This is a genomic window from Burkholderia sp. RF2-non_BP3 (assembly GCF_001522185.1).
Classification (GTDB): Bacteria; Pseudomonadota; Gammaproteobacteria; order Burkholderiales; family Burkholderiaceae; genus Burkholderia; species Burkholderia diffusa.
In genome coordinates this window covers 891,966-916,072 of sequence record NZ_LOSU01000028.1, presented here as the reverse complement: position 1 = coordinate 916,072, position 24,107 = coordinate 891,966, and the positions used below count along the sequence as shown (strand labels likewise).

Genomic DNA, 24,107 nt, shown 5'->3' with positions numbered 1-24,107 from the left:
GTTCGCCGTCGATGAATTGTCCAAGTATAGACGTTTTGTCATGCGCGTGACAAAGGCCCGACGCATGGGCCGCCGTGTTTGTCATCCCACCAACTGCCGAAAGGCCGTTTCATATCGCGGAATACGCATGGAATTCCCGCCGCGCGGCCGTCCCGCCGCTTGAAAACCTGTTTTGCATCGCAAAACGCATTGCTTATCTCATTGAAAAACAAGTGAAATTTATATCTTATGTCTTATATAAGACTTCACCGAAAGCGCATCGGGCGGCGTTACCATTGAGTCCATGCAGTTCGCTTCGTCACACGGAGCGGGCACGCTGAACCCTTTACTCAAATGCGCTTCGTTCCCAGGAGATTGACATGTCCCAATATCAAGACGACATCAAGGCAGTGGCTGGCTTGAAGGAAAACCACGGCAGCGCGTGGAATGCCATCAGCCCCGAGTATGCCGCCCGCATGCGTGCCCAGAACAAGTTCAAGACGGGCCTCGACATCGCCAAGTACACCGCGAAGATCATGCGCGCCGACATGGCCGCGTACGATGCCGATCCGGCCAAGTACACGCAGTCGCTGGGTTGCTGGCACGGCTTCATCGGCCAGCAGAAGATGATCTCCATCAAGAAGCACTTCAACAGCACCGAACGCCGTTACCTGTACCTGTCGGGCTGGATGGTCGCCGCGCTGCGCTCGGAGTTCGGCCCGCTGCCGGACCAGTCGATGCACGAAAAGACCTCGGTCAGCGCGCTGATCCGCGAGCTGTACACGTTCCTGCGCCAGGCCGACGCACGTGAACTCGGCGGCCTGTTCCGCGAGCTGGATGCCGCCAAGGATGCCGCTGCCAAGGCCGCCATCCAGGAAAAGATCGACAACCACGTGACGCACGTCGTGCCGATCATCGCCGACATCGACGCCGGTTTCGGCAACGCCGAAGCGACGTACCTGCTGGCCAAGCAGTTCATCGAGGCGGGCGCGTGCTGCATCCAGATCGAGAACCAGGTGTCCGACGAGAAGCAGTGCGGCCACCAGGACGGCAAGGTCACCGTGCCGCACGAAGACTTCCTCGCGAAGATCCGCGCGATCCGCTACGCGTTCCTGGAGCTGGGCGTGGACGACGGCATCATCGTCGCCCGTACCGACTCGCTCGGCGCCGGCCTGACCAAGCAGATCGCCGTGACCAACGCGCCGGGCGACCTGGGCGACCAGTACAACGCGTTCCTCGACTGCGAAGAGCTGTCGGCCGACCAGCTGGGCAACGGCGACGTCGTCATCAAGCGCGACGGCAAGCTGCTGCGTCCGAAGCGCCTGCCGAGCAACCTGTTCCAGTTCCGCGCCGGCACGGGCGAAGCACGTTGCGTGCTCGATTGCATCACGTCGCTGCAGAACGGCGCCGACCTGCTGTGGATCGAAACCGAAAAGCCGCACATCGCGCAGATCGGCGGCATGGTCAGCGAAATCCGCAAGGTCATCCCGAACGCGAAGCTGGTGTACAACAACAGCCCGTCGTTCAACTGGACGCTGAACTTCCGTCAGCAGGCGTACGACGCGATGAAGGCAGCGGGCAAGGACGTGTCGGCATACGACCGTGCGCAGCTGATGAGCGTCGAGTACGACGAGACCGAACTGGCCAAGCTCGCCGACGAGAAGATCCGTACGTTCCAGGCCGATGCGTCGCGTGAAGCAGGCATCTTCCATCACCTGATCACGCTGCCGACGTACCACACCGCCGCGCTGTCGACCGACAACCTCGCGAAGGAATACTTCGGCGATCAGGGCATGCTCGGTTACGTGGCCGGCGTGCAGCGCAAGGAAATCCGTCAGGGCATCGCGTGCGTCAAGCACCAGAACATGTCCGGCTCGGATATCGGCGACGACCACAAGGAATACTTCAGCGGTGAAGCAGCGCTGAAGGCGGCGGGCAAGGACAACACGATGAACCAGTTCTCGTAATCGTCATACCCGCGGCACGACGCCAACCCGTTCACGACGGGTTGGCGTTTTTTTTATCCGCGCACGGCCTTCACGACGTACTGGCTCGTCGGCACCACGTCGATCTTGTCGAAATCGATGAAGCGTCCGCAGCTGTCCATCATTTCCGCGACGTTGCGCTGGAATTTCTCCTCGTCGCCGACCGCATCGAAGAACGCGTACGGATCGGTCATCGCGGCGGCCGGGAAGCATTCCTCGACGATCGCGTCGTAGCAGGGCGCCGCATGCGTGAGCGCGCGCACGACCACGTTCTGCACGTACAGGAAATTGTCCTGCGTATCGATCGCGACGCGCGTGTGATGGCCGTGCCATACGTCGAGCCATGCTTCGTGCGTGAGGCGCGGCGGGCGCTTCAGGAACGCGAGCTGCGAGAAGCCGCTCGTGCGCTCGCCGGGCCGCGCAGGAAAGCGCGTGTTCGGAATCGGCTGAGACTCCGTGACGAGATACGCGGCCATGTGCGGGACGATCGCGCGCACCGCGTCGTCGAACGGCTGACGGAACATCGGGTTCGCGCTGTCGATCCACATCGCGACGATGCCGTCGATGCCCGGGTGCGTGTTGGTCTGCTTCAGGCCGGCGGCCGGCGCGACATCGGCGTCGGCAACGTTGACCTGCACGCCGTGCGCGCCCAGCGACAGCAGCTTGTCGGCGAGCTGCGCGCGCACGCTGCGGCTCCACTGCTCGGGCGCGGCCTGTGCATCGCGCCACAACACGTAAATGACTTTCTCCATTGCTCCGGCTCCAAAGGGAATGACGAGGTCGGCGGCGCTGCCGCCGGGTTTCAGGAAGCGCTGACGGCCGGATCGGTCGCACCGGATGCGTCGTGCGCGCCCGGTGCGAAGCGGTTGGCGGTCAGCGTGAACGACGGCGGAATCGGCGACGTGACGGTTTCGAACAGGCGCTCGTGACGCGTCGCATGAATGCGCCACACGCCGTCGCGCTTCACGTACTGGTCGTCGTAGAACGCGGTGCCGTGCAGCAGGTAGTTATCCTCAAGATTGATCGCATGATCCTCGAGAAACCACACGCCGCACGCGTGATCGGCGGACACCAGCGTGAGCTCGGGGTGGTGGCCGTGATGCATCGTCAGGAAGGTCGGCTTGCCGATCAGTTCGCGCAGGCTGGACACGAACGCGTCGCGGCCGTCATACGCATAGCGGCCGCCGTACAGGCGCGCCTCGCAGTCCTCGGTCAGGCATTGCGCGAGCAGCGACCAGTCGTGCGTGTCGACCGCGCGGAAATACCGGTACTTCAGCTGGCGGATCTGCTCGTACTCGTGGAGCGTGCGGGTCGTCTCGTCCATCGCCGTGTCTCGTGGTGGTGTCGTTCGATGGTAGGAACGAAGCCGCCTGCATCACATCGTCTGTTCGGACGAACGCCGCGGGGGCTGCGCTCAACCTTGCCGATACACGGCATCGGGGTTCATCCAAACAGGTGATGGCCTGCCTTCCTTGCACCTGTAACGTGGCGTCGACGCGGCTTCGATCCGCGCACACGAGACCAAGGAGACGGCATGACCCCGATCGAACGAATGGAAGCGCGCGTGCGCAGGCTGGAGGACGCCGACGCGATCCGCCGCCTGAAGGCGCGCTACTTCACGTGCTGCGACCGGAAGGATCCGCAAGGGATGCGCGACTGCTTCGCGCCCGGCACCGTGCACATCGACTACGGCCGGATCGGCACGTTCGACCACCGCGACGCGCTCGTCGACGTGTTCGAGCGGCTCGGCTGCCACCCGCATATCGTCGAGATGCACCACGGCGTGAATCCCGACATCACCGTGCTCGACGACACGCATGCGCGCGGCACGTGGGGCCTGCATTACCAGATGCTCGACACCAACGCGCGCACGCTCACGCAGCTCGGCGCGACCTACGACGACGAATACCGGAAGGTCGACGGCGAATGGAAGATCGTGAGCACGCGCTGCGTCGTCACGTCGACGCTGTCCGCCAGCTACGACGGCGATGCGCCGGGCGTGCTGTTCGCCGGCGCGCAGCCGCCTGCCGCGTGACGACGCGCACTACCCGCGCAGGTTGAAAAGCAATCCTCAGGAGACATCGAACATGGCACAGAACAACGAGGCGCCGGTCGCCGTCGTGACGGGTGCGTCGCGCGGCGCGGGCAAGGGCATCGCGCGCGCGCTCGGCGCGGCCGGCATGACCGTCTACGTGACGGGCCGCTCGCAGAACGAAGGCGACGCGCCGCTGCCCGGCACGATCCACGAAACCGCGCGCGAGATCGACGCGCTTGGTGGCCGCGGAATCGCCGTCGCGTGCGACCACGCGGACGACGCACAGGTGAAGGCGCTGTTCGCGCGCGTCGAACGCGACAGCGGGCGGCTCGACATCCTCGTCAACAACGCGACCTACCTGCACGACCAGCTGATCATGCCGGGCCCGTTCTGGGAGAAGTCGCTCGACCTCGTGAACATCCTCGACGTCGGGCTGCGCTCGGCGTACGTCGCGAGCTGGCACGCCGCGCCGCTGATGGCGAGGCGCCGCAGCGGGCTGATCGCGTTCACGTCGTCGTTCGGCGCGAGCTGCTACATGCACGGCGCCGCGTACGGCGCGCAGAAGTCCGGCGTCGACAAGTTCGCGAAGGACATGGCCGTCGACCTGAAACCGTTCGACGTCGCGGCCGTGTCGATCTGGATGGGGCCGCTGCGCACCGAACGCACGACGCGCGTGTGGGACGAGCATCCGGATCTCTACAAGGAATTCTCGCTCGTTGCCGAAAGCCCGGAATTCACCGGCCGCGTGATTCATGCGATCCACGCCGATCCGCAGCGCATGGCGCTGTCGGGGCAGGTGCTGGTCGGCGCGGAAGCCGCGCTGCAGTATGGCATCGCGGACGTCGACGGCAAGCAGCCGCCGTCGTATCGCGAACTGCTTGGCGGGCCGGTGCAGGCTCATCCGGCGATCGTCGCTTAAGGAGTGCAGATGGGCATCCTCGAAGGGAAGGTCGCGCTCGTGACGGGCGCGGGGCAGGGCGTCGGGCAAGGCGTCGCGCACGCGCTCGCGGCCGAAGGCGCTCAGGTGGCCGTGGTCGGCCGCACGCGCGACAAGCTGGTCGCGACCTGCGACGCGATCCGCGCACGCGGCGGTATCGCGGAGCCGTTCGTGTGCGACGTGATGGACGCCGCGCAGATCGCGCGCTGCGTCGATGCGGTCGTCGAGCGGTTTCGCGGCGTGCAGATCCTGATCAACAACGCGCAGGTCGTGCCGCTCGGTCGCCTGCTCGACGTGACCGACGCGGATTTTCTCGCGGGCCTCGAGTCGGGGCCGATCGCGACGCTGCGAATGATGCGCGTGTGCCATCCGCATCTGAAGGGTGATGGCGTGATCGTCAATTTCGCGTCGTCGGCCGCGGTGCGCTGGGACGCGTCGGGCTATGGCGCCTACGCGGCGACCAAGGAAGCGATTCGCGCGCTCACGCGTGCGGCGGCATGCGAATGGGGCGCCGACGGCATTCGCGTGAACGCGGTCGCGCCGCACGCGCTGTCGCCGGGGCTGAAGGGCTGGATCGACGCGAATCCGGACGAAGCGGCCGCGTTCTTCCGCACGATCCCGCTCGGCCGCGTCGGCGACTGCGAGCAGGACATCGGGCGCGCGATCGTGTTTCTCGCAAGCCGCGACGCCGCGTACCTGACGGGCGCCACGCTGCCGCTCGACGGCGGGCAGGCGTACTGGGGCTGACGGCGAACGCGACGCACATCAACGGCCGGCACCGATGCGCGTGGCAGCGCGTCGCGGCCGGCAAACCGGAATCGGAAAGCATCGAGGAGAGAGCGACATGGGTCGACTGGAAGGGAAGGTGGCGATCGTCACGGGCGGCGCGCGCGGGATGGGCGCCGCGACATGCAGGCTGTTCGTCGAGCAGGGCGCGCGCGTCGTGATCGGCGACGTGCTCGACGCGGAAGGCGAGGCGCTTGCGCGCGAACTCGGCGACGCGGCACGCTTCATGCGGCTCGACGTGAGCGACGAGGCGAACTGGGCGCGTGTCGCCGATGCGACCGTCGAGCAGTTCGGCCGCATCGACGTGCTCGTGAACAACGCGGCCGTGCTGATGTTCGGCGCGATCACCGAATTGTCGAAACGGGATTTCGAGCGCGCGGTATCGATCAATCTCGTCGGCACCTTCGTCGGCATTCGCACGATCGCGCCGCGCATGATCGCGCAGAAGAGCGGGTCGATCGTCAACATCTCGTCGGTGGACGGGCTGCGCGGCGTGAACGCGCTGGCCGCCTACGTATCGAGCAAATGGGGCGTGCGCGGCCTGACGAAGGTGGCGGCGCTCGAACTCGGCCACCAGGGCGTGCGCGTGAATTCGATCCATCCCGGTGGCGTCAACACCGCGATGTCGAATCCGACCGGCGCGCCGCTCGACGAGATCAACAAGCACTACACGCACGTGCCGCTGCAGCGCGTCGGCTTGCCTGACGAAATCGCGCGCGCGACGCTGTTTCTCGCGAGCGACGAAGCGTCGTACTGCAACGGCGCCGAACTGTCCGTCGACGGCGGGATGGCGGCAGGCGCGTATTACCCCGGATTGCCGGGCGCGCCGTTTTGAGCGGTAGCGCACACGACGCATGCGCGATGGATGTTTGTGTGCGCAACCTAATTCAGGGTTTGCCTGAGTAGCGAAAACACGAATCTGCGCCGCGACCGTTCGCGCGCATCGCATGCGAACCTGTCGCGCGATTTTTCCGTTTTCGCGAAACCCTTGCAGGACGGACGTTCCAGCCGTTTCGTCCCCAAAGCTCACGCGTCGGCGCAGTGAAAAGGACGCGCCGGCAAGCGGCATGCCGGCACGTCGTCACAGTTGTTTCTTGTTGCAACGCAACGCCCGCACGATAACGGCGATGGTATGCTGGCCGGCATGGAGTTGTACGGCAGGTTGCTTGCATGGCGAAACTCGCGTTCGCACGCTCATACGAGACATCACATTCTCTCGCCCGCATCGCGGCATCGGCACGCGCTCCGCTCGCGTGTCCCGCCTTGCGCGTCGCTGCTTCCTGCGCTCCGACCGCATTCCCCATCTCGCGGGCGCGTCCCGCATCCCCCATCCCCGCCCAATAGTCTGGAGACATTTCCATGTCGCAAAACAATCTGGCCGAAGCGACGCACGGCCCGCTGATCGCTCCCCCGGCATTCGTCAAGCATCGCAAACTGATCGACTGGGTGTCGCGTATCGCGGCGCTCACGGAGCCCGACCGCGTCGTCTGGTGCGACGGCTCGCAGGAAGAAAACGACGCGCTGTGCCAGGCGATGGTCGATCAGGGCACGCTCACGCGCCTGAATCCGGCGAAGCGCCCGAACTCGTATCTCGCGCAGTCCGATCCGTCCGACGTCGCGCGTGTCGAGGACCGCACCTTCATCTGCACCGAATCGCCCGACGACGTCGGCCCGACCAACAACTGGATCGCGCCGGAAGAAATGCGCGAGACGCTGAACGGTCTGTTCCGCGGTTCGATGCGCGGCCGCACGCTGTACGTCGTGCCGTTCTCGATGGGCCCGCTCGGCTCGCCGATCGCGCACGTCGGCGTCGAGCTGTCCGACAGCCCGTACGTGGCCGTGAACATGCGGATCATGACGCGCATGGGCCGCGACGTCTACGACGTGCTCGGCGAGGACGGCGAATTCGTGCCGTGCGTGCACAGCGTCGGCCATCCGCTCGAAGCGGGCCAGAAGGACGTGCCGTGGCCGTGCAACCCGGTCAAGTACATCGTGCATTTCCCCGATACGCGCGAGATCTGGAGCTTCGGCTCGGGCTACGGCGGCAACGCGCTGCTCGGCAAGAAGTGTTTCGCGCTGCGCATCGCGTCGACGATGGGCCGCGACCAGGGCTGGCTCGCCGAACACATGCTGATCCTCGGCGTGACGTCGCCGGCCGGCAAGAAGTATCACGTCGCGGCGGCGTTTCCGTCCGCGTGCGGCAAGACCAACTTCGCGATGCTGATCCCGCCGCAGGGTTTCGACGGCTGGAAGGTCACGACGATCGGCGACGACATCGCCTGGCTGAAGCCGGGCCGCGACGGGCGCCTGTATGCGATCAATCCGGAAGCCGGCTTCTTCGGCGTCGCGCCGGGCACGGGCGTGAAGACCAATCCGAACGCGATCGCGACGCTGAAGGAAAACGTGATCTTCACGAACGTCGCGCTGACGGAAGACGGCGACGTGTGGTGGGAAGGCCTGACCGACACGCCGCCCGCGAAGCTGACCGACTGGCAGGGCAACCCGTGGACGCCGGAGATCGGCAAGGAAACCGGCCGCAAGGCCGCGCACCCGAACTCGCGCTTCACGGCGCCGGCATCTCAATGCCCGTCGATCGACGCGGACTGGGAAAATCCGGCCGGCGTGCCGATCGACGCGTTCATCTTCGGCGGCCGTCGCTCGACGACCGTGCCGCTCGTGACCGAGGCGCGCGACTGGATCGAAGGCGTGTACATGGCCGCGACGATGGGCTCGGAGACGACCGCCGCGGCTGCCGGCCAGCAGGGCGTCGTGCGCCGCGACCCGTTCGCGATGCTGCCGTTCTGCGGCTACAACATGAGCGATTATTTCGCGCACTGGCTGAAGCTCGGCAAGCAGATCGAAGGCGCCGGCGCCACGCTGCCGAAGATCTACTGCGTGAACTGGTTCCGCAAGGACGCGAACGGCAAGTTCGTGTGGCCGGGCTTCGGCGAGAACATGCGCGTGCTGAAATGGATGCTCGATCGCCTCGAGGGCAATGGCGGCGGCGGCGACCATGCGTTCGGCGTGTCGCCGGCGTATGACGACCTGCACTGGGACGGGCTCGACTTCACGCGCGAGCAGTTCGAGGCGGTGACGTCGATGAACGCCGGCGAATGGCGCGAGGAACTGAAGCTGCATGCGGCGCTGTTCGACACGCTGAAGCTGCGTCTGCCGGCCGAACTGACCGACACGATGAAGAAGATCGAGCAGCGCATCGGCGGCTGACGATCCGGGTCGAAGCAACGAAGCAACGAAGCAACGAAGCAACGAAGTAGTGGCATGAACGTCCCGCCGCCGGCATGCATCGCCGGCGGCGGGACGTTTCGTTTCTGCTTCGTTTCAGCGTTGCGCGTGTTGCGCCGGCGGTGCGCTTACGAGCCGCAATGCGCGACCACTTCGTTCACCGCGCGCTGCACGTCGCCGCGCCGGTAGCGCAGCAGCGCGATATCGGCCGGATCGGGTTCGTACGACACGACGTTGCCGCGCCCCGTGTAGATCGCCATATCGGGCAGCAGCGGATGCTCCTGATCGAGCGACGGCACCGGCTGCGGATTCCCGGCCGCGCGGAAGAAGGCCGCGAAGTAGTCGGCGAAGCTCAGGTTCTCGTCGCCGACGAGATACGCCTTGCCGGATGCGCCGCGTTGCAGCGCGCCCCAGATCGCTTCCGACAGCGATTGCGTCGAGATGAAGTTGCTGCCGCCGGCCGGCCCGTACACCGGCAGGCCGGCGAGCTTGCCCTGCGCATAGCCCGTGTACGCGGCGAACATCTCGTTGCGCAGCCCCGGCACCGACCCGACGACGAACGGCGCATTGACGCTGCACACCGCGAACGAAGGCGACGCGAGCGCGCGCACGCGTTCGTCGGCGAGATGGCGCGAGCGCACGTACGGCACCGTGTCGACGAGCGCCGGCGCGACCTGCGGATAGAAGCTGCCGACCAGCACCGCGCGCTTCACGCCCGCATCGCGCGCGAGCGCGAAGAAGCGCGGCACCGCGTCGACGTTCGCGCGTTCCCAGTGCGCGGCTTCGTCGGTGCCGGGCGGCAGGTGACGGATGTCGTTGCCTGCCGCGAACACGACCGCGTCGAACGGCGCGAGATCGTCGCGCGTGAAGTTGCCGGCCACGTAGTCGCGCAGCAGCACGTCGAATTGCGCGAGCGCGCTGCCCGGCGCGGGCGGCTTGCGGGCGGCGAGCGTCACGTCGTTGCCTTGCGCGTGCAGATGCAGCGCGGCGTGGCCGCCGATGAGGCCGGTGCCGCCGATGATCAGGATTTTCATGGTGTCTCCGAGGGCGGCGCAGGCGCGCCGCATGAATTGAACCGACGATTGAACGGATGAAGCCGCGCGGATCGGCGCTCAGAAATTGAAGCCGTTGCCCGTGACGACCGGCATGTTGGTCCAGAAGCCGTTCGGGTCGCGATACCAGCCGGCCGCCGCGAGCGCACCGCCGTCCACGTGCAGCGTCGTGCCGGTGACCCACGCGGCGAGCGGGCTCGCGAGGAACAGCGCGGCGCCTGCGATGTCGCCGGCCGCACCGAAGCGCCCGAGCGGAATCCAGCGCGGGATGTGCGCGCGATGCTCGGCCGCGACCATCGCGCTCACGGGCACCTGCGGCGTCTCGGTGGTCTCCGGCGCGATCTGGTTCACGCGAATGCCGGCCGGCCCGAGTTCGAGCGCGAGGCTTTTCGTGAAGCCGGTCAGCGCGGCCTTGAACGACGCATAGACGCTGCAGTTCGGAATCGCGCGGAAGCCTTCGATCGACGACACGCCGACGATGCTGCCGCCCGCGCCGCGCTTGCGCAGCAACGGCAGCATCGCGCGCGTGACGACGAACACCTGGCGCAGGTTCACGTCGAACAGCCGCGCGATGTCGTCGTCGGTATGGTCGTCGAACGGCTTCGCGATCTGCAGGAAATCGCCGACGTTGTTGACGAGCACGTCGAGGCCGCCGAAGCGTGCGTCGATCGTTCGCGCGAATGCGTCGACCTCGTCGCGGCGCGTGACGTCGACGTCACCGACGAGCGCGTCGACGCCCGCGGCTTCGAGCGCCTGGCGCACGTCCTGCGCGCGAGCGGGGTCGAGCTCGGCCACCGCGACGCGCGCGCCCGCCGCGCCGAATGCTTCCGCGCACGCGCGGCCGATGCCCGCGCCGCCGCCGGTGACCAGGACCGTCTTGCCGGTAAATGAAATCATCACAACACTCCTTCGAACGGAAAAGCCGCGAGCCGCATCACAGCGACGAAACGAGTTGCGCGTTGTCGATCCGCAGCTCCGCGCCGTTCACGAAGCGCGACTCGTCGGATGCGAGGAACAGCACGAGATTCGCGACGTCCTGCGGGTCGCACATGCGTGCCATCGGATCGTTGCCGATGCCGAGTTCGGCCGGATCGAGGCCGGGCATCAGCGCCTGCGTCATCGGCGTCCAGATGCCGTCCGGGTGGATCGAGTTGCAGCGGATCCGGTAGCCGCTGCGCTTGCAGTGCACGGCGACGCTGCGCGCGAGCGCCGTCACCGCGCCTTTCGAGCCGGTGTATGCGCACATCATCGGCAGGCCGCCGAGCGCGGCGACCGACGACATCATCACGATCGAGCCCGGCGTGTCGTTGTGCTTCATCGCGCCGATCGCGTACTTGCAGCCGAGGAAATAGCCGTCCGCGTTGACGCGCAGCACGCGCCGCCAGGTGTCGAGGCTCGTGTCCTCGATCGAGCCGACCGGGCAGATCGCCGCGTTGTTGACGAGGATGTCGAGCCGGCCGAAGCGATCGAGCGTCGACGCGATCGCGTGCCGCCAGCCGTCCTCGTCGGCGATGTCCTGGCGCACGAACAGCGCCGTATCGCCGATGTCGCGCGCGAGCGCGCGGCCCGCATCCTCGTCGATGTCGGTGAGCACGACGCGCGCGCCCTCGGCGGCCAGCAGCAGCGCATCGGCGCGGCCGACGCCGCTCGCCGCGCCGGTGATCAGCGCGACCTTGTTTGCGACTCGATTCATCTTGGGGTCGATTTCCTGTGACATTGAAAGAAGGCGGGCGCTCATGCGGCGCCCGGCGCGCGGCCGGCCTTGACCGCATCGAGCGCGGCCGCGCCGTAGATCTGCGCGATCGTGTCGTCGACGCGCGGGTTGGTGCGCAACTCGTGGCCGCCGTCGACCGCGAAGCTCTGGCCGGTGACCCAGCCCGACTCGGGGCCCGCGAGGTAGCGCACCGCATGCGCGATCGCATCCGGTTCGCCGAGCGTGCCGAGCGGAATCTGTTCGAGGAAGCTGTCGACCAGCGCACGGTCGTCGAACATCGGGGCGGTGGCTTCGGAGCGCGTGAGGCCCGGCCGCACCGCGTTCACGCGGATCTTCGCGCCGGCCAGTTCCTCGGCCGCGCCGCGCACCAGCGCCTCGAGCGCGGCCTTCGCGGTGCAGTACGCGGACAGCCAGCGGAAATTGATCTGCGCGGCCGTCGACGAGATGCAAACGATGGCGCCGCCGCCGCTATCGGCGAGCCGCGGCGCGGCGTGACGGATCGCGGCGAACGCGCTGTGCAGGTTCAGGTCGATTTCCGCGCGGAAGCTGTCGGCGTCGTGCATCAGCAGCGGGCGGAACCCGGCACCGCCGACGGTCGGCACGACGATGTCGAGACGGCCGTCGAGCGCCCACGCGGTATCCAGCGCGGCCTGCAGGTCGGCGTCGTCGCAGGCGTCGCCGGCGTGGATCGCGACGCGGCTGCCGGGCACCGTGTCGGCAAGGCGCCGCTGCGTGCGTTCGAGCGCGTCGCGGCGGCGGCCCATCAGCACGACGGCCGCGCCATCGGCGGCGAGCGCGTGCGCGCAGGCCGCGCCGATGCCGCCGGCGCCGCCCGTGACGAGCGCGGTGCGGCCGGCGAGGGGAAGGGGCGAGCGCATCGTTCAGCCCTCCAGCGGCAGGTCTTGCGACCAGTCGACGTGCAGCGTGCGCGCGGCGAAGCGCCACGTGCCGCCGTCGAACACGCAGCGGTCGCGATAGCGCAGCCCCCAGTCGAGCTTGCGCTTCACGCCGTCGCGGACATACACGTGGCACGCGACGCAGTAGGTCTCGACATCGGCTTCGCCGCCGTCGAGCGTGACGAGCTGGTTGTGCACGTGATGCTGGGTGGTCTCGTAGCGCTCGATCGCGCTCATTCCGGCGACGATCGCGTCGCGGTCGTCGAAGCGGAAACCGGGGCCGTCGAGCTGCGCATCGGCGGTGAAGAGGGTGGCGAGGTGCGGCCAGTCGCGCCGGTCGACGGCTTGCGCGTAACGGCACGCAAGTTCGTACAGCGCGTGGCGGGGATTCGAATCGGTCATGCGGTACTCCCGTGAGTGAACGGAAAGCGTCTGCCGCGCCGCGAGCGCGGACGCGGCGGCATTGCGACGTCGACGCGCAGGTTCGCATCGGACCGATCGATCCTCATCATCCATACGGAGCAGGGTACGGATCGGGGAAAACACCGGGGCCGATGGTGACGCAGCGTCCGATGTTGCGTTGCGGCGGCTGACGCATGGCATTCGCCCGACGTGACGCGGCTCGTCGCAACGAGCCGGGGCAGACGGTTGGCGGGTCCTTCGGTCGAATCGACCGCGCGTCAATGCTGCAACGCGGCACGCCGCATGCAGCCCGCTTCGCGTTTGTCCCTAGTCGAAACGGACGATGGCCGGCGAGCCGGCGCTGGCTACCGTGCAGTCATCCGGTGCCGCTGCATGTGGCCGGTCGCCGGACACGAACCGCGATAGCGGCCAACCGGAGGGGACGACGATCATGAGACTCACGATTCGCAAGCTGTGCGTATTGGCGATGGGCACGTTCGCGGCCATGGCAATGGCGCGATATGGCGCCGAGCAGGTCCCGTCGCCGCCGTATGCGGCCGGCATCCTGCAATGCCGCTCGGTCGACTCGAACGGCCTGCCGACCGGTTGCGTACCGATCGATCCGTCGCACTTCGGCTTCGCCGCGCTGCGCGGCATGTGACGCCGGCGCGGCCGTGCGCCGCGCCGCTTCGATGTCGCCCGGAAGCCGTCGCGATGCGGCGGCGTCCTGGCGGACCGACCGGGTGGAGCACCGCGATACATGCGTCGCGTGGCGCCCATCCGGTTTCCGTCGTCGTTCGAATCTCCCGTCCGCGACACCACGCGCGGCTCGCCTGTGCACGCTCGAATGCGCGCATCGACAACGCGCCGAGGTCCGCGTCGGGCCGCCTGCCCGCGGTGCTTCGCCGCGACCACCGTCTTTCACCGATTCCCTTCACGCAGAACCATTACGCGATGTCATCCGACTATTCCCTGACCCGCCCCCTGAACATCCGCGACGTGCCTCGCTGGGATGCCGAACACGACGTCGTGATCGTCGGCTTCGGCGCGGCCGGCGCGTGCGCGGCGATCGAAGCCGCGAGCGCCGGCGCCGACACGCTGATCGTCGAGCGCGCATCGAGCTACGGCGGCACGAGCGCGCTGTCCGGCGGCGAGATCTACCTCGGCGGCAGCGGCGGCACGCCCGCGCAGCGGCAGGCCGGCTTCAGCGACGAGACCGAGGACCTGTACCGCTACCTGATGCTCGCGGGCGGCCGGGACGCGGACGAGGCGAAGGTGCGTCTCTACGCGAACGAGAGCCTCGCGCATCACGACTGGCTCGTCGCGCAGGGCCTCACGTACAAGAACACGTTCATCGCCGAGCGGATCGTCGAACCGGAAACCGACGACTGCCTGATCTGGTCGGGCAGCGAGGAGGCCTGGCCGTTCAGCGAGGCCGCGAAGCCGTGCCCGCGCGGCCACACGCCGCAATGGCCGGGCTGGGGCGGTGGGCAGATGCTGATGCGCGTGCTGGCCGAGCGCGTGCAGGCGCTCGGCGTGTCGACACGCTACGACACGCGCGCGCTGGCGCTGATCGTCGACGATGCCGGCGCGGTGCGCGGCGTCGTGCTGCGCGCATACGGTCAGACGGCATGCGTGCGGGCGCGCCGCGCGGTGATCCTGTGCGCGGGCGGCTTCGCGATGAACCGCGACATGGTGCGTCGGCACGCGCCGCAGTTGCTGCGCTCGGACGAACCGATCGGCAGCCCGGGCGACGACGGCTCGGGCATCCTGCTCGGCCAGAGCGCGGGCGGGGCCGCGATCCACATGGACCAGGGTTTCGTCAGCCTGCCGTTCTACGCGCCCGAATCGCTGATCCACGGGATCTTCGTGAACGCGCGCGGCCAGCGCTTCATCAACGAGGACGGCTATCACGGCCGCACCGGCCATCACGCGTTCCACCAGGCCGACGACCGGATCTACCTGCTGGTCGACCAGGCGACCTACCAGGAGCCGCCCGCGATCGCGCGGATCGGCATCGCGGCGGCGGGCGAGACATGGGAGGAAGTCGAACGCGACCTGCGGATGCCGGCCGGCACGCTGACGGCGACCGTCGACGTCTACAACCGCCACGCGGCCGAAGGCGTCGATCCGCTGTTCCACAAGGCGAAGAAGTGGCTGAAGCCGCTGATCGAGCCGCCGTTCGTCGCGCTCGATTGCCGGATCGACTACGCGTTCTATCCGCATTTCACGCTGGGCGGCCTCGATACGCTGCCGACAGGGCAGGTGCTCGACGCCGCGCGCGTGCCGGTGGCGGGCCTCTATGCGGCCGGCCGCACGAGCTGCGGGCTGCCGCGCTGGGGCGCGGGGTACAGTTCGGGGCTGTCGCTGGCCGACGCGACGTTCTTCGGCCGGCAGGCCGGCCGTCACGCCGCGCGTTCGGCGAGCGAGGCGCTGCGCAGCGCCGCGTAGCGTCGCCTTTACCCTTTACGAGAAAGCACGACGCCCCGGGCAACCGGGTTGCGCCGGGGCGTCGTCGTTTCAGGCGGACGTCGGCGACGCGTCGACAGGCCGTCAGCCGAGATCGAGCGCGTTCGTCAGGTCGCCGGGCGGCGTCGCGCCGCGCGACGCGAATGCCTTGTCGCGCGCGGCGACGCCGTCGAGCGGCGCGAGCCCGTGCACGCGGCTGATGAAACGCAGGATCGAGTTCGTGTCGTACATCGTGTGGTCGACGTAACCCTTCTTCGCGAACGGCGAGATCACGAGCGCGGGAATCCGCGAGCCGGGGCCCCAGCGATCGCCGACCGGCGGCGCGACGTGGTCCCACCAGCCGCCGTTCTCGTCGTGCGTCATCACGATCACGGTGTTCGCCCACTGCGGGCCGCGCCGGATGCGTTCGATCACGTTCGCGATGTGGCGATCGCCGGATTCGACATCCGCATAGCCCGCGTGCATGTTCAGGTTGCCTTGCGGCTTGTAGAACGCGACGGCCGGCAGGCGGCCCGCGTCGATGTCGGCGATGAAGTGGTTGGTCGACGGCTCGTCGCCGAGGCCCGCGTCGCGCAGGTGCTTGCGGCGCGCGTCGGTGCCGGGCGCGTAGTTCGCGAAGTAGTTGAACGGCTGATGGTGGTACTGGAAATCCGGCACCATGCCCGTATCGCGGTGCTCGAGCGCGTATTGCCACGCGCCGCTGTACCACGCCCAGTCGACGTTCTTCTCCGACAGGCGGTCGCCGATCGTCGCATGGCCCTGCGGCGGGATCACGCGATGGTCGGCCGGATCCGCGTATGCGGCGTTGCCGGGATCGGCCGGCGGCACGTAGCTCGGCTGGTACGGCGGCGCCATCGTGTTGACGCCGTAGCCGTCGGGCGTCAACGGCCCGTCGACCGCGAACTTCGGCGGGCCCTCGAGCGCGGACGCTGGCGAATCGGCGGCGAGCGTCAGCCGCGTGCCGGCCGGATCGTCGCCGTCGACCTTCGACAGCAGCTTCGCCGCGTGCGGATGCTTGTGTGCATCCGGATAGATCGGCGGCTGCGCGGAAATCAGGAACATGTGGTTCAGCCACGAACCGCCGAAGGCCGCCATGAAGAAGTTGTCGCACAGCGTGTATTGCCGCGCGAGGTTCCACAGCCGCAGCGTGTCGGCCGAATTGCGGTAATGGCCCATCACGAGGCCGCCCGAATCGGCCCACGCGGCGAACTGGTTGTTGCGGCCCGCGGCGATCTGCATCTGGTTCTGATAGAAGCGATGCCACAGGTCGCGGGTGATCACGCCGTTCGGCAGCGGCTTGCCCTGCGCATCGGCGATCCGGAACGGCGCGTTCGGCAGCTTGTCGATGTCGCGCTCGGCGATCGCGTAGCGCTTGCCGTCCACTTCCTGCGCCTGCGGCACGAGTCCGCCCCAGATTTTCGGCAGCACGGGCAACGGCGTCTTGCCGTCGCGATCGAGCTGCTGCGCATGCTCGGGCCGCACCTCGCTCAGCGGGTAGCGCACACCGGGAAAGTCGCCGTACAGGTTCGCGAAGCTGCGGTTCTCCGCATAGATCACGACGATGTGGCGCACCTGCCGGCGCAGCGCTTCATCGAGCCGCAGGTCGGCGGCGGAGCGCGGCGCGCTGCCCGGCGTGGTCTCGCAGCCGCCGAGCGCGACGCCCGCGCCGAGCGCGGCGAGGCCGCCGAGCATGCGGCGGCGGTCGGGATCAACGGGAAGGTCGTCGGGGCGATCGGGGGTGTCGTTCACGTCGTGAGCTCCTCGGATGGGCGGTTGTCGATCGATGCGCGGCAGCGTCGCGCGGCCTGCCGCGACGCGGGACGGGACGCAGCGGCCGGCGTCGCGCCCGGGCGGGGCGATGCCGGCTGTCACAAAAATGTCATGAGCGCGACTATAACGCGCCGGGCCGCGTCGACGAAAGCTGTTTGTCGGACGATGCGGGACGCCCGCGCGCGAACTAGACTTGAATCACGGGCGGCGCATTGCCGTGCGTCGTCCGCGCGAACGGCGCTTGGCGCGCCTTCGCGGTGTCATTCATGCGACGAAACGAGGCGACGATGACGCGGATGCATTCCGTATGCGCGTGGCTCCCGATGCCGCGTGCCGGCCCGGCGCGCGGGCACGCATAAGCGCGCAGCGGCGCGACCGGCCGGCCCGATGCCATGGACAGGAAATTCGACTTCGCAGGATTACTGATCGCGGCGGGCTTCTTCGTGCTGTTCGCCGCGCAGTTGCTGATGCTGCGTCCGGCGTCGACGCTGATCGCGTACAGCGATTTCCATCGGCTCGTCGCAGCGCGGCTCGTCGACGATCTCGAGATCGGATCGACGACGATCACGGGCACGCTGACGATGCCGCAGGCCGGCGCGATGCTGCCGGCGTCCGATGTCGCGGCCGTGAAGTCGGGCGGCACGCCGCCGCGCTTCGCCACCAACCGCGTGACCGACCCGCAGCTGATCGACACGCTGAGCGCCGCCGGCATCCGCTTTCACGGCGCGTCCGACACCGGCTGGATCGCGTCGCTCGCGTCGTGGCTGGTGCCGCTCGTCGCGTTCGTGTTCATCTGGAACCTGATGCTGCGCAAGCGCGGCGGGCTGCAGGATTTCACCGGAATGGGCAAGAGCCGCGCACGCGTATACGTGCAACAGGAAACCGGCATCACGTTCGACGACATCGCGGGCATCGACGAAGCGAAGGCCGAGCTGCAGCAGCTCGTCTCGTTTCTGCGCGATCCGGATCGCTACCAGCGGCTCGGCGGCAAGATTCCGAAGGGCGTGCTGGTCGTCGGCGCGCCCGGCACCGGCAAGACGCTGCTCGCGCGCGCGGTGGCGGGCGAGGCGGCCGTGCCGTTCTTCTCGATCAGCGGCTCCGCGTTCGTCGAGATGTTCGTCGGCGTCGGCGCGGCGCGCGTGCGCGACCTGTTCGAGCAGGCGCAGCAGAAGGCGCCGTGCATCGTGTTCGTCGACGAGCTCGATGCGCTCGGCAAGGTACGCGGCGTCGGCCCGATGTCCGGCAACGACGAGCGCGAGCAGACGCTCAACCAGTTGCTCGTCGAGATGGACGGCTTCCAGGCCGGCTCCGGCGTGATCATCATGGCCGCGACCAATCGGCCGGAGATTCTCGATCCCGCACTGCTGCGTCCGGGCCGCTTCGATCGTCACATCGCGATCGACCGGCCCGACGTGAACGGCCGCCGCCAGATCCTCGGCGTGCACGTGAAGCGCGTGAAGCTCGCGGCCGACGTCGACCTCGGCGAACTCGCGTCGCGTACGCCGGGCTTCGTCGGCGCCGATCTCGCGAACGTCGTCAACGAGGCCGCGCTGCATGCGGCGGAACTCGGCAAGCCGGCGATCGGGATGGACGACTTCGACGAGGCGATCGATCGCGCGCTGACCGGCCTCGAGCGCAAGAGCCGCGTGATGAACGCGCAGGAGAAGCTGACGATCGCCTATCACGAGGCCGGCCATGCGCTCGTCGCGGAAAGTCGCGCGCATTGCGATCCGGTGAAGAAGGTGTCGATCATTCCGCGCGGCGTGGCCGCGCTCGGCTATACGCAGCAGGTGCCGACCGAGGATCGCTACGTCCTGCGCCGCAGCGAGCTGCTCGACCGGATCGACGCGCTGCTCGGCGGGCGTGTCGCGGAAGAACTCGTGTTCGGCGACGTGTCGACGGGCGCGCAGAACGATCTCGAGCGCGCGACGGCGATGGCGCGCCACATGGTCATGCAATACGGGATGAGCGAGCAGATCGGGCTGGTGAGCTTCGACGACGGCGATGCGCGCACCGGCATACCCGGCGCATGGCATGCGGGCGAGGCGCGCTGCAGCGAGCACACCGCACGGATGATCGACGACGAGGTGCATACGCTGCTGACCGATGCGCATGCGCGCGTCGCGTCGACGCTCGGAGAACGTCGCGATGCGCTCGAGCGCATCGCACGACGGCTGCTCGCGTGCGAGGTGCTCGAACGCGATGCGTTGCAGGCACTGATCGACGGGCGCGAGGTGCCGGGCGCCGCGCCATCCGCGACCGATCTCGGGCCGGGCGCGGGCGCGAATGCGCCGGAGCAGGCGTCGGCGATCGAACGCGATTTCGTCGCATACGGGCCGCCGCGCGAACCCGAACGCTGAAGTGCGAGCCTGTCGCGCAGCCGGCGGATGGCCACGAGCGTGCCGCGCCGTCGCTGCGATTCAATCTCGCCGGCGAGGCGTTGCGCCGGCGTTTCGTTTCCCTTTTTTCCAGTCACGGAGTCGCCATGAGCGAGGCGCACGTATCGGTCGATGTCGCGCAGCATGCGCGTTTCAGTTTCGAAGTCACGTTTGCCGGCACGGAGCTTTCGCCGGTGCTCACCGACGAGCCGCCGCCGCTTGGCGCCGGCCGCGGTCCGAATCCCGTCCGGCTGCTGGCCGCGGCGGTCGCGAGCTGCCTCGCGGCGAGCCTGTTGTTCGCGCTCGAGAAACAGCGCGTCGATCCGCAGCCGGTCACCGCGCATATCGACGTCGACATGGTGCAGAACGAAGCGGGCAGGGTGCGCGTGGGCGCGATGGCCGTGACGCTGTCGGTCGGCAAGGCGTGGGCCGATCTCGCGGCGGCCACGCGCATGCTCGACCGGTTCGATGCATATTGCGTGGTGACCGAGAGCATGCGCGAAGGCATTCCGATTTCGGTCGCGGTACGGGATGTGAACGGCGCGGTGCTCGACCGCGAGACGACCGGCGTGTGAGCGTGCGTCAGGAGGCAGTCGCGGCGGCGACTTCCGCCGCTTCGGCGAGCGCGTCGAGAAAGCGCGTGCGCCACCAGTGCACGTCGGTCTTGCGCACGATCGCCATCAGCGCGTCGTGACGCTGGCGGCGCTCGTCGAGCGGCATCGTGAGCGCGCGCTGGATCGCCTGCGCGGTGCCTTGCGTGTCGTATGGATTGACGAGCAGCGCGGGCTTCAGTTGCTCGGCCGCGCCCGCGAAACGCGACAGCACGAGCACGCCCGGATCGGCTTCGTCCTGCGCGGCGAGAAACTCCTTCGCGACCAGGTTCATCCCGTCGCGCAGCGGCGTGACGAGCGCGACGCGGCTCGCGCGGTAGAGGCCCGGCAAGCGCTTGCGCGCGACCGTGCGGTGGATGTAGCGCATCGGCATCCACTCGAGTTCGCCGTAATCGCCGTTGATCGCGCCGCACAGGCTGTCCATCTCGCGCCGCAGGTCGTCGTATGCGCCGAGATCCTCGCGGCTCGGCGCGGCGATCTGGATCAGCGTCGCGCGGTCGCGGTTCTCCGGATATTGTTCGAGCAACTGACGAAATGCGTGCACGCGCTGCGGCAGCCCCTTCGTGTAGTCGAGCCGATCGACCCCGACGAGCAGCTGGCGGCGCGAATATTCGTCGCGCATCCGCTCGAACATGTCGATGCCGTCGCGATTCTCCGCGAGCGCCGCGAATTCGTCGACGTTGATGCCGATCGGGAACGCACCGGCCGACAGCGTGCGGCCGAACGCGTGCAGGCGGCCGTCCGGCAGCCGCGCGGCGCCGGCTTCGGCCTCGACGTAGTGCTCGAAGTGAAGCAGATCCGATTCGGTCTGAAAGCCGACGAGATCGTAGGCGAACAGCGAGCGCATCAGCCACTCGTGCTCCGGGATCGCGGCCATGATCGGCGGCGGCGGCATCGGAATGTGCAGGAAGAAGCCGATCGGATTCGTGCAGCCCGTCGCACGCAGTTCGGCGGCGAGCGGAATCAGCTGGTAGTCGTGGACCCAGACGACGTCGTCGGGGCGCAGCAGCGTGCTCAGCTTGCGCGCGAACAACTGGTTCACGCGCCGGTAGCCGTCCGCGAAGCGGCGGTCGAACTGCGCGAGATCGAGGCGGTAGTGGAACACCGGCCACAGCACGTTGTTCGAGTAGCCGAGGTAATACGCGTCGTAATCCTGCGGATCGAGATCGATCGTCGCGAGCTGGATGCCGCCGACATTCTGGATCTGCACGTCGTCGCCGTGCGCGGGGCGTTCGCCTTCGCCACGCAGCCTGCCGCTCCACCCGAACCAGACGCCGCCCGATTCCTGCAGGCTGTCTTTCACGGCCACGGCAAGCCCGCCTGCCGCGGCTTTACGGGGATCTGCAATGCGATTGGATACGACGACGAGTCGGCTCACCAGCTCTCCTGCGAATGGTTGGGGAAGGTTCGTGCGGCCAGGGCGCGAGGCGGACGCCGCCATCGACGCGTGGCGCGATGGGGCCGCGATACGAGCGGACGGGAATCAGGGGCATGCGATTCGCCGTTCGAACGTGGAGTGCTTTTTTAAGCATACTCGTCATTCGGCTGATTTAAAAGTGCATGACCGCGATCGGCGAATTCGCACGTCGGTTCATTACTTGCCGTGTCGCGTATGGGGCGGGACCGGAAATTGCGATCCCGGAGAAACGGGATCGTATTCCACGTCGATCGACATTGCTTCGATCGAGCGCGATGCGCGTGGTCGACGCGCGAGAGAATGCGTGCCGCGCGACGCCTGCCGTTTCAGGTTCGAACGGGCACGACGACCGTCGCACGCAGGCGGGGGCGAAGCGCGGCCGGACCGCGTACCGCGCGGCCGCGCATCGTGTTTCGAGCGACGCGTGACGCGTTACGCGGCGGCTGCCTGCCAGTGCGATGCGCCGTCGGCCGCATGCGTGCGCGCGCGTGCCGACGCTGCATGTTCGCCGGCCGGCATCCGGAACGCGGACACCGTCTCCGACAGATCGCGACCCTGCGCCTCGAGCGATTTCGACGCGGCCGCGGCCTGTTCGACGAGTGCCGCGTTCTGCTGCGTCGTCTCGTCCATCTGCGTGATCGTCAGGTTCACCTGATCGATGCCGCGGCTCTGTTCGGCCGATGCGGCCGCGATTTCACCCATGATGTCGGTGACGCGCGCGACGGCTCGCGTCACCTCCGACATCGTCATGCCGGCTTCGCCCGCGAGCGCCGAGCCGTCCTGGATCGTCTGTACCGATGCCGAGATCAGTTCCTTGATTTCCTTCGCGGCGGTGGACGAACGTTGCGCGAGACTGCGCACCTCGCTCGCGACGACCGCGAAGCCGCGGCCCTGTTCGCCCGCGCGTGCCGCCTCGACGGCCGCGTTCAGCGCGAGGATGTTGGTCTGGAATGCGATGCCTTCGATGATGCCGGTGATGTCCGCGATTTTCGACGAGCTGTGGCCGATCTCCGTCATCGTGTCGACCACGCGGCCGACCACCGCGCTGCCGCGCAGCGCGACGTCCGACGCGTTCGCGGCGAGCGTGCTCGCCTGCTGCGCGTTCTCCGCGTTCAGGCGCACCGTCGACGTGAATTCCTCCATCGTCGCGGCGGTTTCCTGCAGCGATGCAGCCTGTTCCTCGGTGCGCTGGCTCAGGTCGAGATTGCCCGATGCGATTTCGCCCACCGCATGCGCGATGCTGTTCGACGAATCGCGCACGCGACCGACGATGTCGATCAGCCGCGCATTCATCGTGCGCAGCGCGTCGAGCAGGTCGCGCGTTTCGTCGTTGCCGCTCACGCTGATGCGGCTGCCGAGATCGCCGTTTGCCACCGTGCGCGCGACGTCGACCGCCGCGACGATCGGTGCTGTGATCCTGCGCGTCAGCCACAGGCCGCCGCCAGCCGCCACGACGAGCGCGATTGCGCAGATGGCGAGCAGCAGGTTGCGCTCGATCGCGTAGCGATCCGCGAATGCCTGCGCGATCGCGACTTCGCGCTCGTGCGTATAGGTTGCGTACGCATCGGTTGCGCGAACCAGTTGCGCGAGCAACGGACGGCAGCGATTGTCGATATCGGCGGTTGCCTCGTCCTTCTTGCCGGCCTGCGCGAGCCCGACGATATTCAGCGCAACCGGCCCGTAGCTCGCTTCGATGCGCCCGATCTCGGCGACCAGTTCGCGCGCGCGATCGGTCGTGTCGGTCGCGTTCGCCATCATGTCCTTCAGCTTCGCGAGACGGTCCTGCACGTCCTTGTGCGCCTGCTGCACTTCGGCCAGTTCGATCTGGATGTCGGCAGGCGTGGTCACGAGCACCAGGTTGCGCGCGGCGATCGCGCGCCGGTCGACCGCCGTACGGATTTGCGCGGACAAGTTTGCGCGCGCGTTGACGCCGTTCATGTACCGGGAAAACTCGTCGTTCGTATCGGACAGCGCTTTCAGCGCCATGCCCGACACGATCACGACGACCACGGCGAGCAAACCGAAGCCGCCAAGCAGTTTTGTCTTGATGGTTATTCTGGCGATTTTCACGATGTGCCCCCGTGCGAGTGGTTGGCGATGGGAATTTATTGTTCGACCGCGTGCAGGCCCGTGCCGTCATTAACGGGAATGCCGGATATTTCTTTACCCATCGAAAACCCTGATATTTATTCTTTTTCGCTGGAATCCCCCGCCGGTCGGGCGTTCTCGATCCGGAGAAACGCTCGGGAATCATCGATGATCATCGCGTTCATACGCGGATATAAATATCCGCTTTTTTGCAGAAAGTTAATAAGTTCCGGTCGGTTTCTCAAATCGTCCGATTGGCATGTTCGTCGATTTACGGGTGAATCGCGTATTTACGGCCGGACGTTCGGGAACGCCCGATCCGGCCCGCGGCCGGCGCCGCGGGCC

At 67.6% G+C, this 24,107-nt stretch carries 20 protein-coding genes; 10 read left to right on the top strand and 10 right to left on the bottom strand.

What is annotated here, in order from left to right:
• Window positions 1-359: 359 nt before the first annotated feature.
• Window positions 360-1,946, top strand: coding sequence for an isocitrate lyase (locus WS45_RS14355; protein WP_059525594.1), 1,587 nt, complete (start codon window positions 360-362; stop codon window positions 1,944-1,946).
• A 53-nt stretch (window positions 1,947-1,999) separates the two neighbouring features.
• On the opposite strand, the gene WS45_RS14350 is transcribed toward WS45_RS14355, so the two are convergent.
• Together WS45_RS14350 and WS45_RS14345 are read right to left on the bottom strand one after the other, a co-directional pair.
• Window positions 2,000-2,716 carry an EthD domain-containing protein gene (locus WS45_RS14350; RefSeq protein ID WP_059700514.1) on the bottom strand — a complete coding sequence of 239 codons (717 nt, stop codon included), beginning with the start codon at window positions 2,714-2,716 and terminating at the stop codon, window positions 2,000-2,002.
• Between the two features lie 50 nt (window positions 2,717-2,766).
• Window positions 2,767-3,288: a nuclear transport factor 2 family protein gene (locus WS45_RS14345; RefSeq protein ID WP_059700511.1), complete on the bottom strand. Its 522-nt coding sequence runs from the start codon at window positions 3,286-3,288 to the stop codon at window positions 2,767-2,769.
• 210 nt (window positions 3,289-3,498) lie between these two features.
• Here WS45_RS14345 and WS45_RS14340 point away from each other — a divergent pair, with 210 nt between their 5' ends.
• From WS45_RS14340 to WS45_RS14320, 5 genes are all read left to right on the top strand, one after another.
• Entirely contained in the window at window positions 3,499-3,999 is a 501-nt protein-coding gene (locus WS45_RS14340; RefSeq protein WP_059690156.1) for a nuclear transport factor 2 family protein, read from the top strand.
• 52 nt (window positions 4,000-4,051) lie between these two features.
• Entirely contained in the window at window positions 4,052-4,918 is an 867-nt protein-coding gene (locus tag WS45_RS14335; protein WP_059700509.1) for an SDR family NAD(P)-dependent oxidoreductase, read from the top strand.
• A gap of 9 nt (window positions 4,919-4,927) precedes the next feature.
• Window positions 4,928-5,683, top strand: a complete 756-nt coding sequence (locus WS45_RS14330) for an SDR family NAD(P)-dependent oxidoreductase (RefSeq protein ID WP_059700506.1) — start codon at window positions 4,928-4,930, stop codon at window positions 5,681-5,683.
• Window positions 5,684-5,780: 97 nt separating this feature from the next.
• Window positions 5,781-6,557, top strand: coding sequence for a glucose 1-dehydrogenase (locus WS45_RS14325; RefSeq protein ID WP_059690153.1), 777 nt, complete (start codon window positions 5,781-5,783; stop codon window positions 6,555-6,557).
• Window positions 6,558-7,081: 524 nt separating this feature from the next.
• Window positions 7,082-8,947, top strand: a complete 1,866-nt coding sequence (locus tag WS45_RS14320) for a phosphoenolpyruvate carboxykinase (GTP) (protein ID WP_059700504.1) — start codon at window positions 7,082-7,084, stop codon at window positions 8,945-8,947.
• Between the two features lie 146 nt (window positions 8,948-9,093).
• Here the strand turns inward: WS45_RS14320 and WS45_RS14315 are convergent, their stop codons facing one another.
• The 5 genes from WS45_RS14315 to WS45_RS14295 form a co-directional block, all read right to left on the bottom strand.
• Entirely contained in the window at window positions 9,094-9,999 is a 906-nt protein-coding gene (locus WS45_RS14315) for an NAD-dependent epimerase/dehydratase family protein (protein WP_059700502.1), read from the bottom strand.
• A gap of 78 nt (window positions 10,000-10,077) precedes the next feature.
• Window positions 10,078-10,914 (bottom strand): SDR family NAD(P)-dependent oxidoreductase, encoded by an 837-nt coding sequence (locus WS45_RS14310; RefSeq protein ID WP_059700501.1) that lies wholly within the window; start codon window positions 10,912-10,914, stop codon window positions 10,078-10,080.
• A 37-nt stretch (window positions 10,915-10,951) separates the two neighbouring features.
• Window positions 10,952-11,710 (bottom strand): SDR family oxidoreductase, encoded by a 759-nt coding sequence (locus WS45_RS14305; RefSeq protein ID WP_059700499.1) that lies wholly within the window; start codon window positions 11,708-11,710, stop codon window positions 10,952-10,954.
• A gap of 41 nt (window positions 11,711-11,751) precedes the next feature.
• Complete coding sequence (locus WS45_RS14300; RefSeq protein WP_059700497.1) at window positions 11,752-12,609, bottom strand: SDR family NAD(P)-dependent oxidoreductase; 858 nt, start codon at window positions 12,607-12,609, stop codon at window positions 11,752-11,754.
• Window positions 12,610-12,612: 3 nt separating this feature from the next.
• On the bottom strand, window positions 12,613-13,029 hold the full coding sequence (locus WS45_RS14295; RefSeq protein WP_059700495.1) for a nuclear transport factor 2 family protein: 417 nt from the start codon (window positions 13,027-13,029) through the stop codon (window positions 12,613-12,615).
• A 451-nt stretch (window positions 13,030-13,480) separates the two neighbouring features.
• Here WS45_RS14295 and WS45_RS14290 point away from each other — a divergent pair, with 451 nt between their 5' ends.
• On the top strand, window positions 13,481-13,690 hold the full coding sequence (locus tag WS45_RS14290) for a hypothetical protein (protein WP_059525742.1): 210 nt from the start codon (window positions 13,481-13,483) through the stop codon (window positions 13,688-13,690).
• A gap of 293 nt (window positions 13,691-13,983) precedes the next feature.
• A complete protein-coding gene (locus WS45_RS14285) occupies window positions 13,984-15,480 on the top strand; it encodes an FAD-dependent oxidoreductase (RefSeq protein ID WP_059700493.1) in 1,497 nt (498 codons plus the stop codon).
• Between the two features lie 102 nt (window positions 15,481-15,582).
• Here WS45_RS14285 and WS45_RS14280 read toward each other — a convergent pair whose 3' ends face one another.
• Window positions 15,583-17,247, bottom strand: a complete 1,665-nt coding sequence (locus tag WS45_RS14280) for an acid phosphatase (RefSeq protein WP_059525567.1) — start codon at window positions 17,245-17,247, stop codon at window positions 15,583-15,585.
• A 413-nt stretch (window positions 17,248-17,660) separates the two neighbouring features.
• Here WS45_RS14280 and ftsH point away from each other — a divergent pair, with 413 nt between their 5' ends.
• Complete coding sequence (gene ftsH, locus WS45_RS14270) at window positions 17,661-19,628, top strand: ATP-dependent zinc metalloprotease FtsH (RefSeq protein ID WP_059700488.1); 1,968 nt, start codon at window positions 17,661-17,663, stop codon at window positions 19,626-19,628.
• A 125-nt stretch (window positions 19,629-19,753) separates the two neighbouring features.
• Window positions 19,754-20,221, top strand: a complete 468-nt coding sequence (locus WS45_RS14265; protein WP_059525561.1) for an OsmC family protein — start codon at window positions 19,754-19,756, stop codon at window positions 20,219-20,221.
• A gap of 7 nt (window positions 20,222-20,228) precedes the next feature.
• On the opposite strand, the gene otsA is transcribed toward WS45_RS14265, so the two are convergent.
• A complete protein-coding gene (otsA, locus tag WS45_RS14260) occupies window positions 20,229-21,635 on the bottom strand; it encodes an alpha,alpha-trehalose-phosphate synthase (UDP-forming) (RefSeq protein ID WP_059525559.1) in 1,407 nt (468 codons plus the stop codon).
• A 471-nt stretch (window positions 21,636-22,106) separates the two neighbouring features.
• A complete protein-coding gene (locus WS45_RS14255; protein ID WP_059700486.1) occupies window positions 22,107-23,744 on the bottom strand; it encodes a methyl-accepting chemotaxis protein in 1,638 nt (545 codons plus the stop codon).
• Window positions 23,745-24,107: the final 363 nt, after the last annotated feature.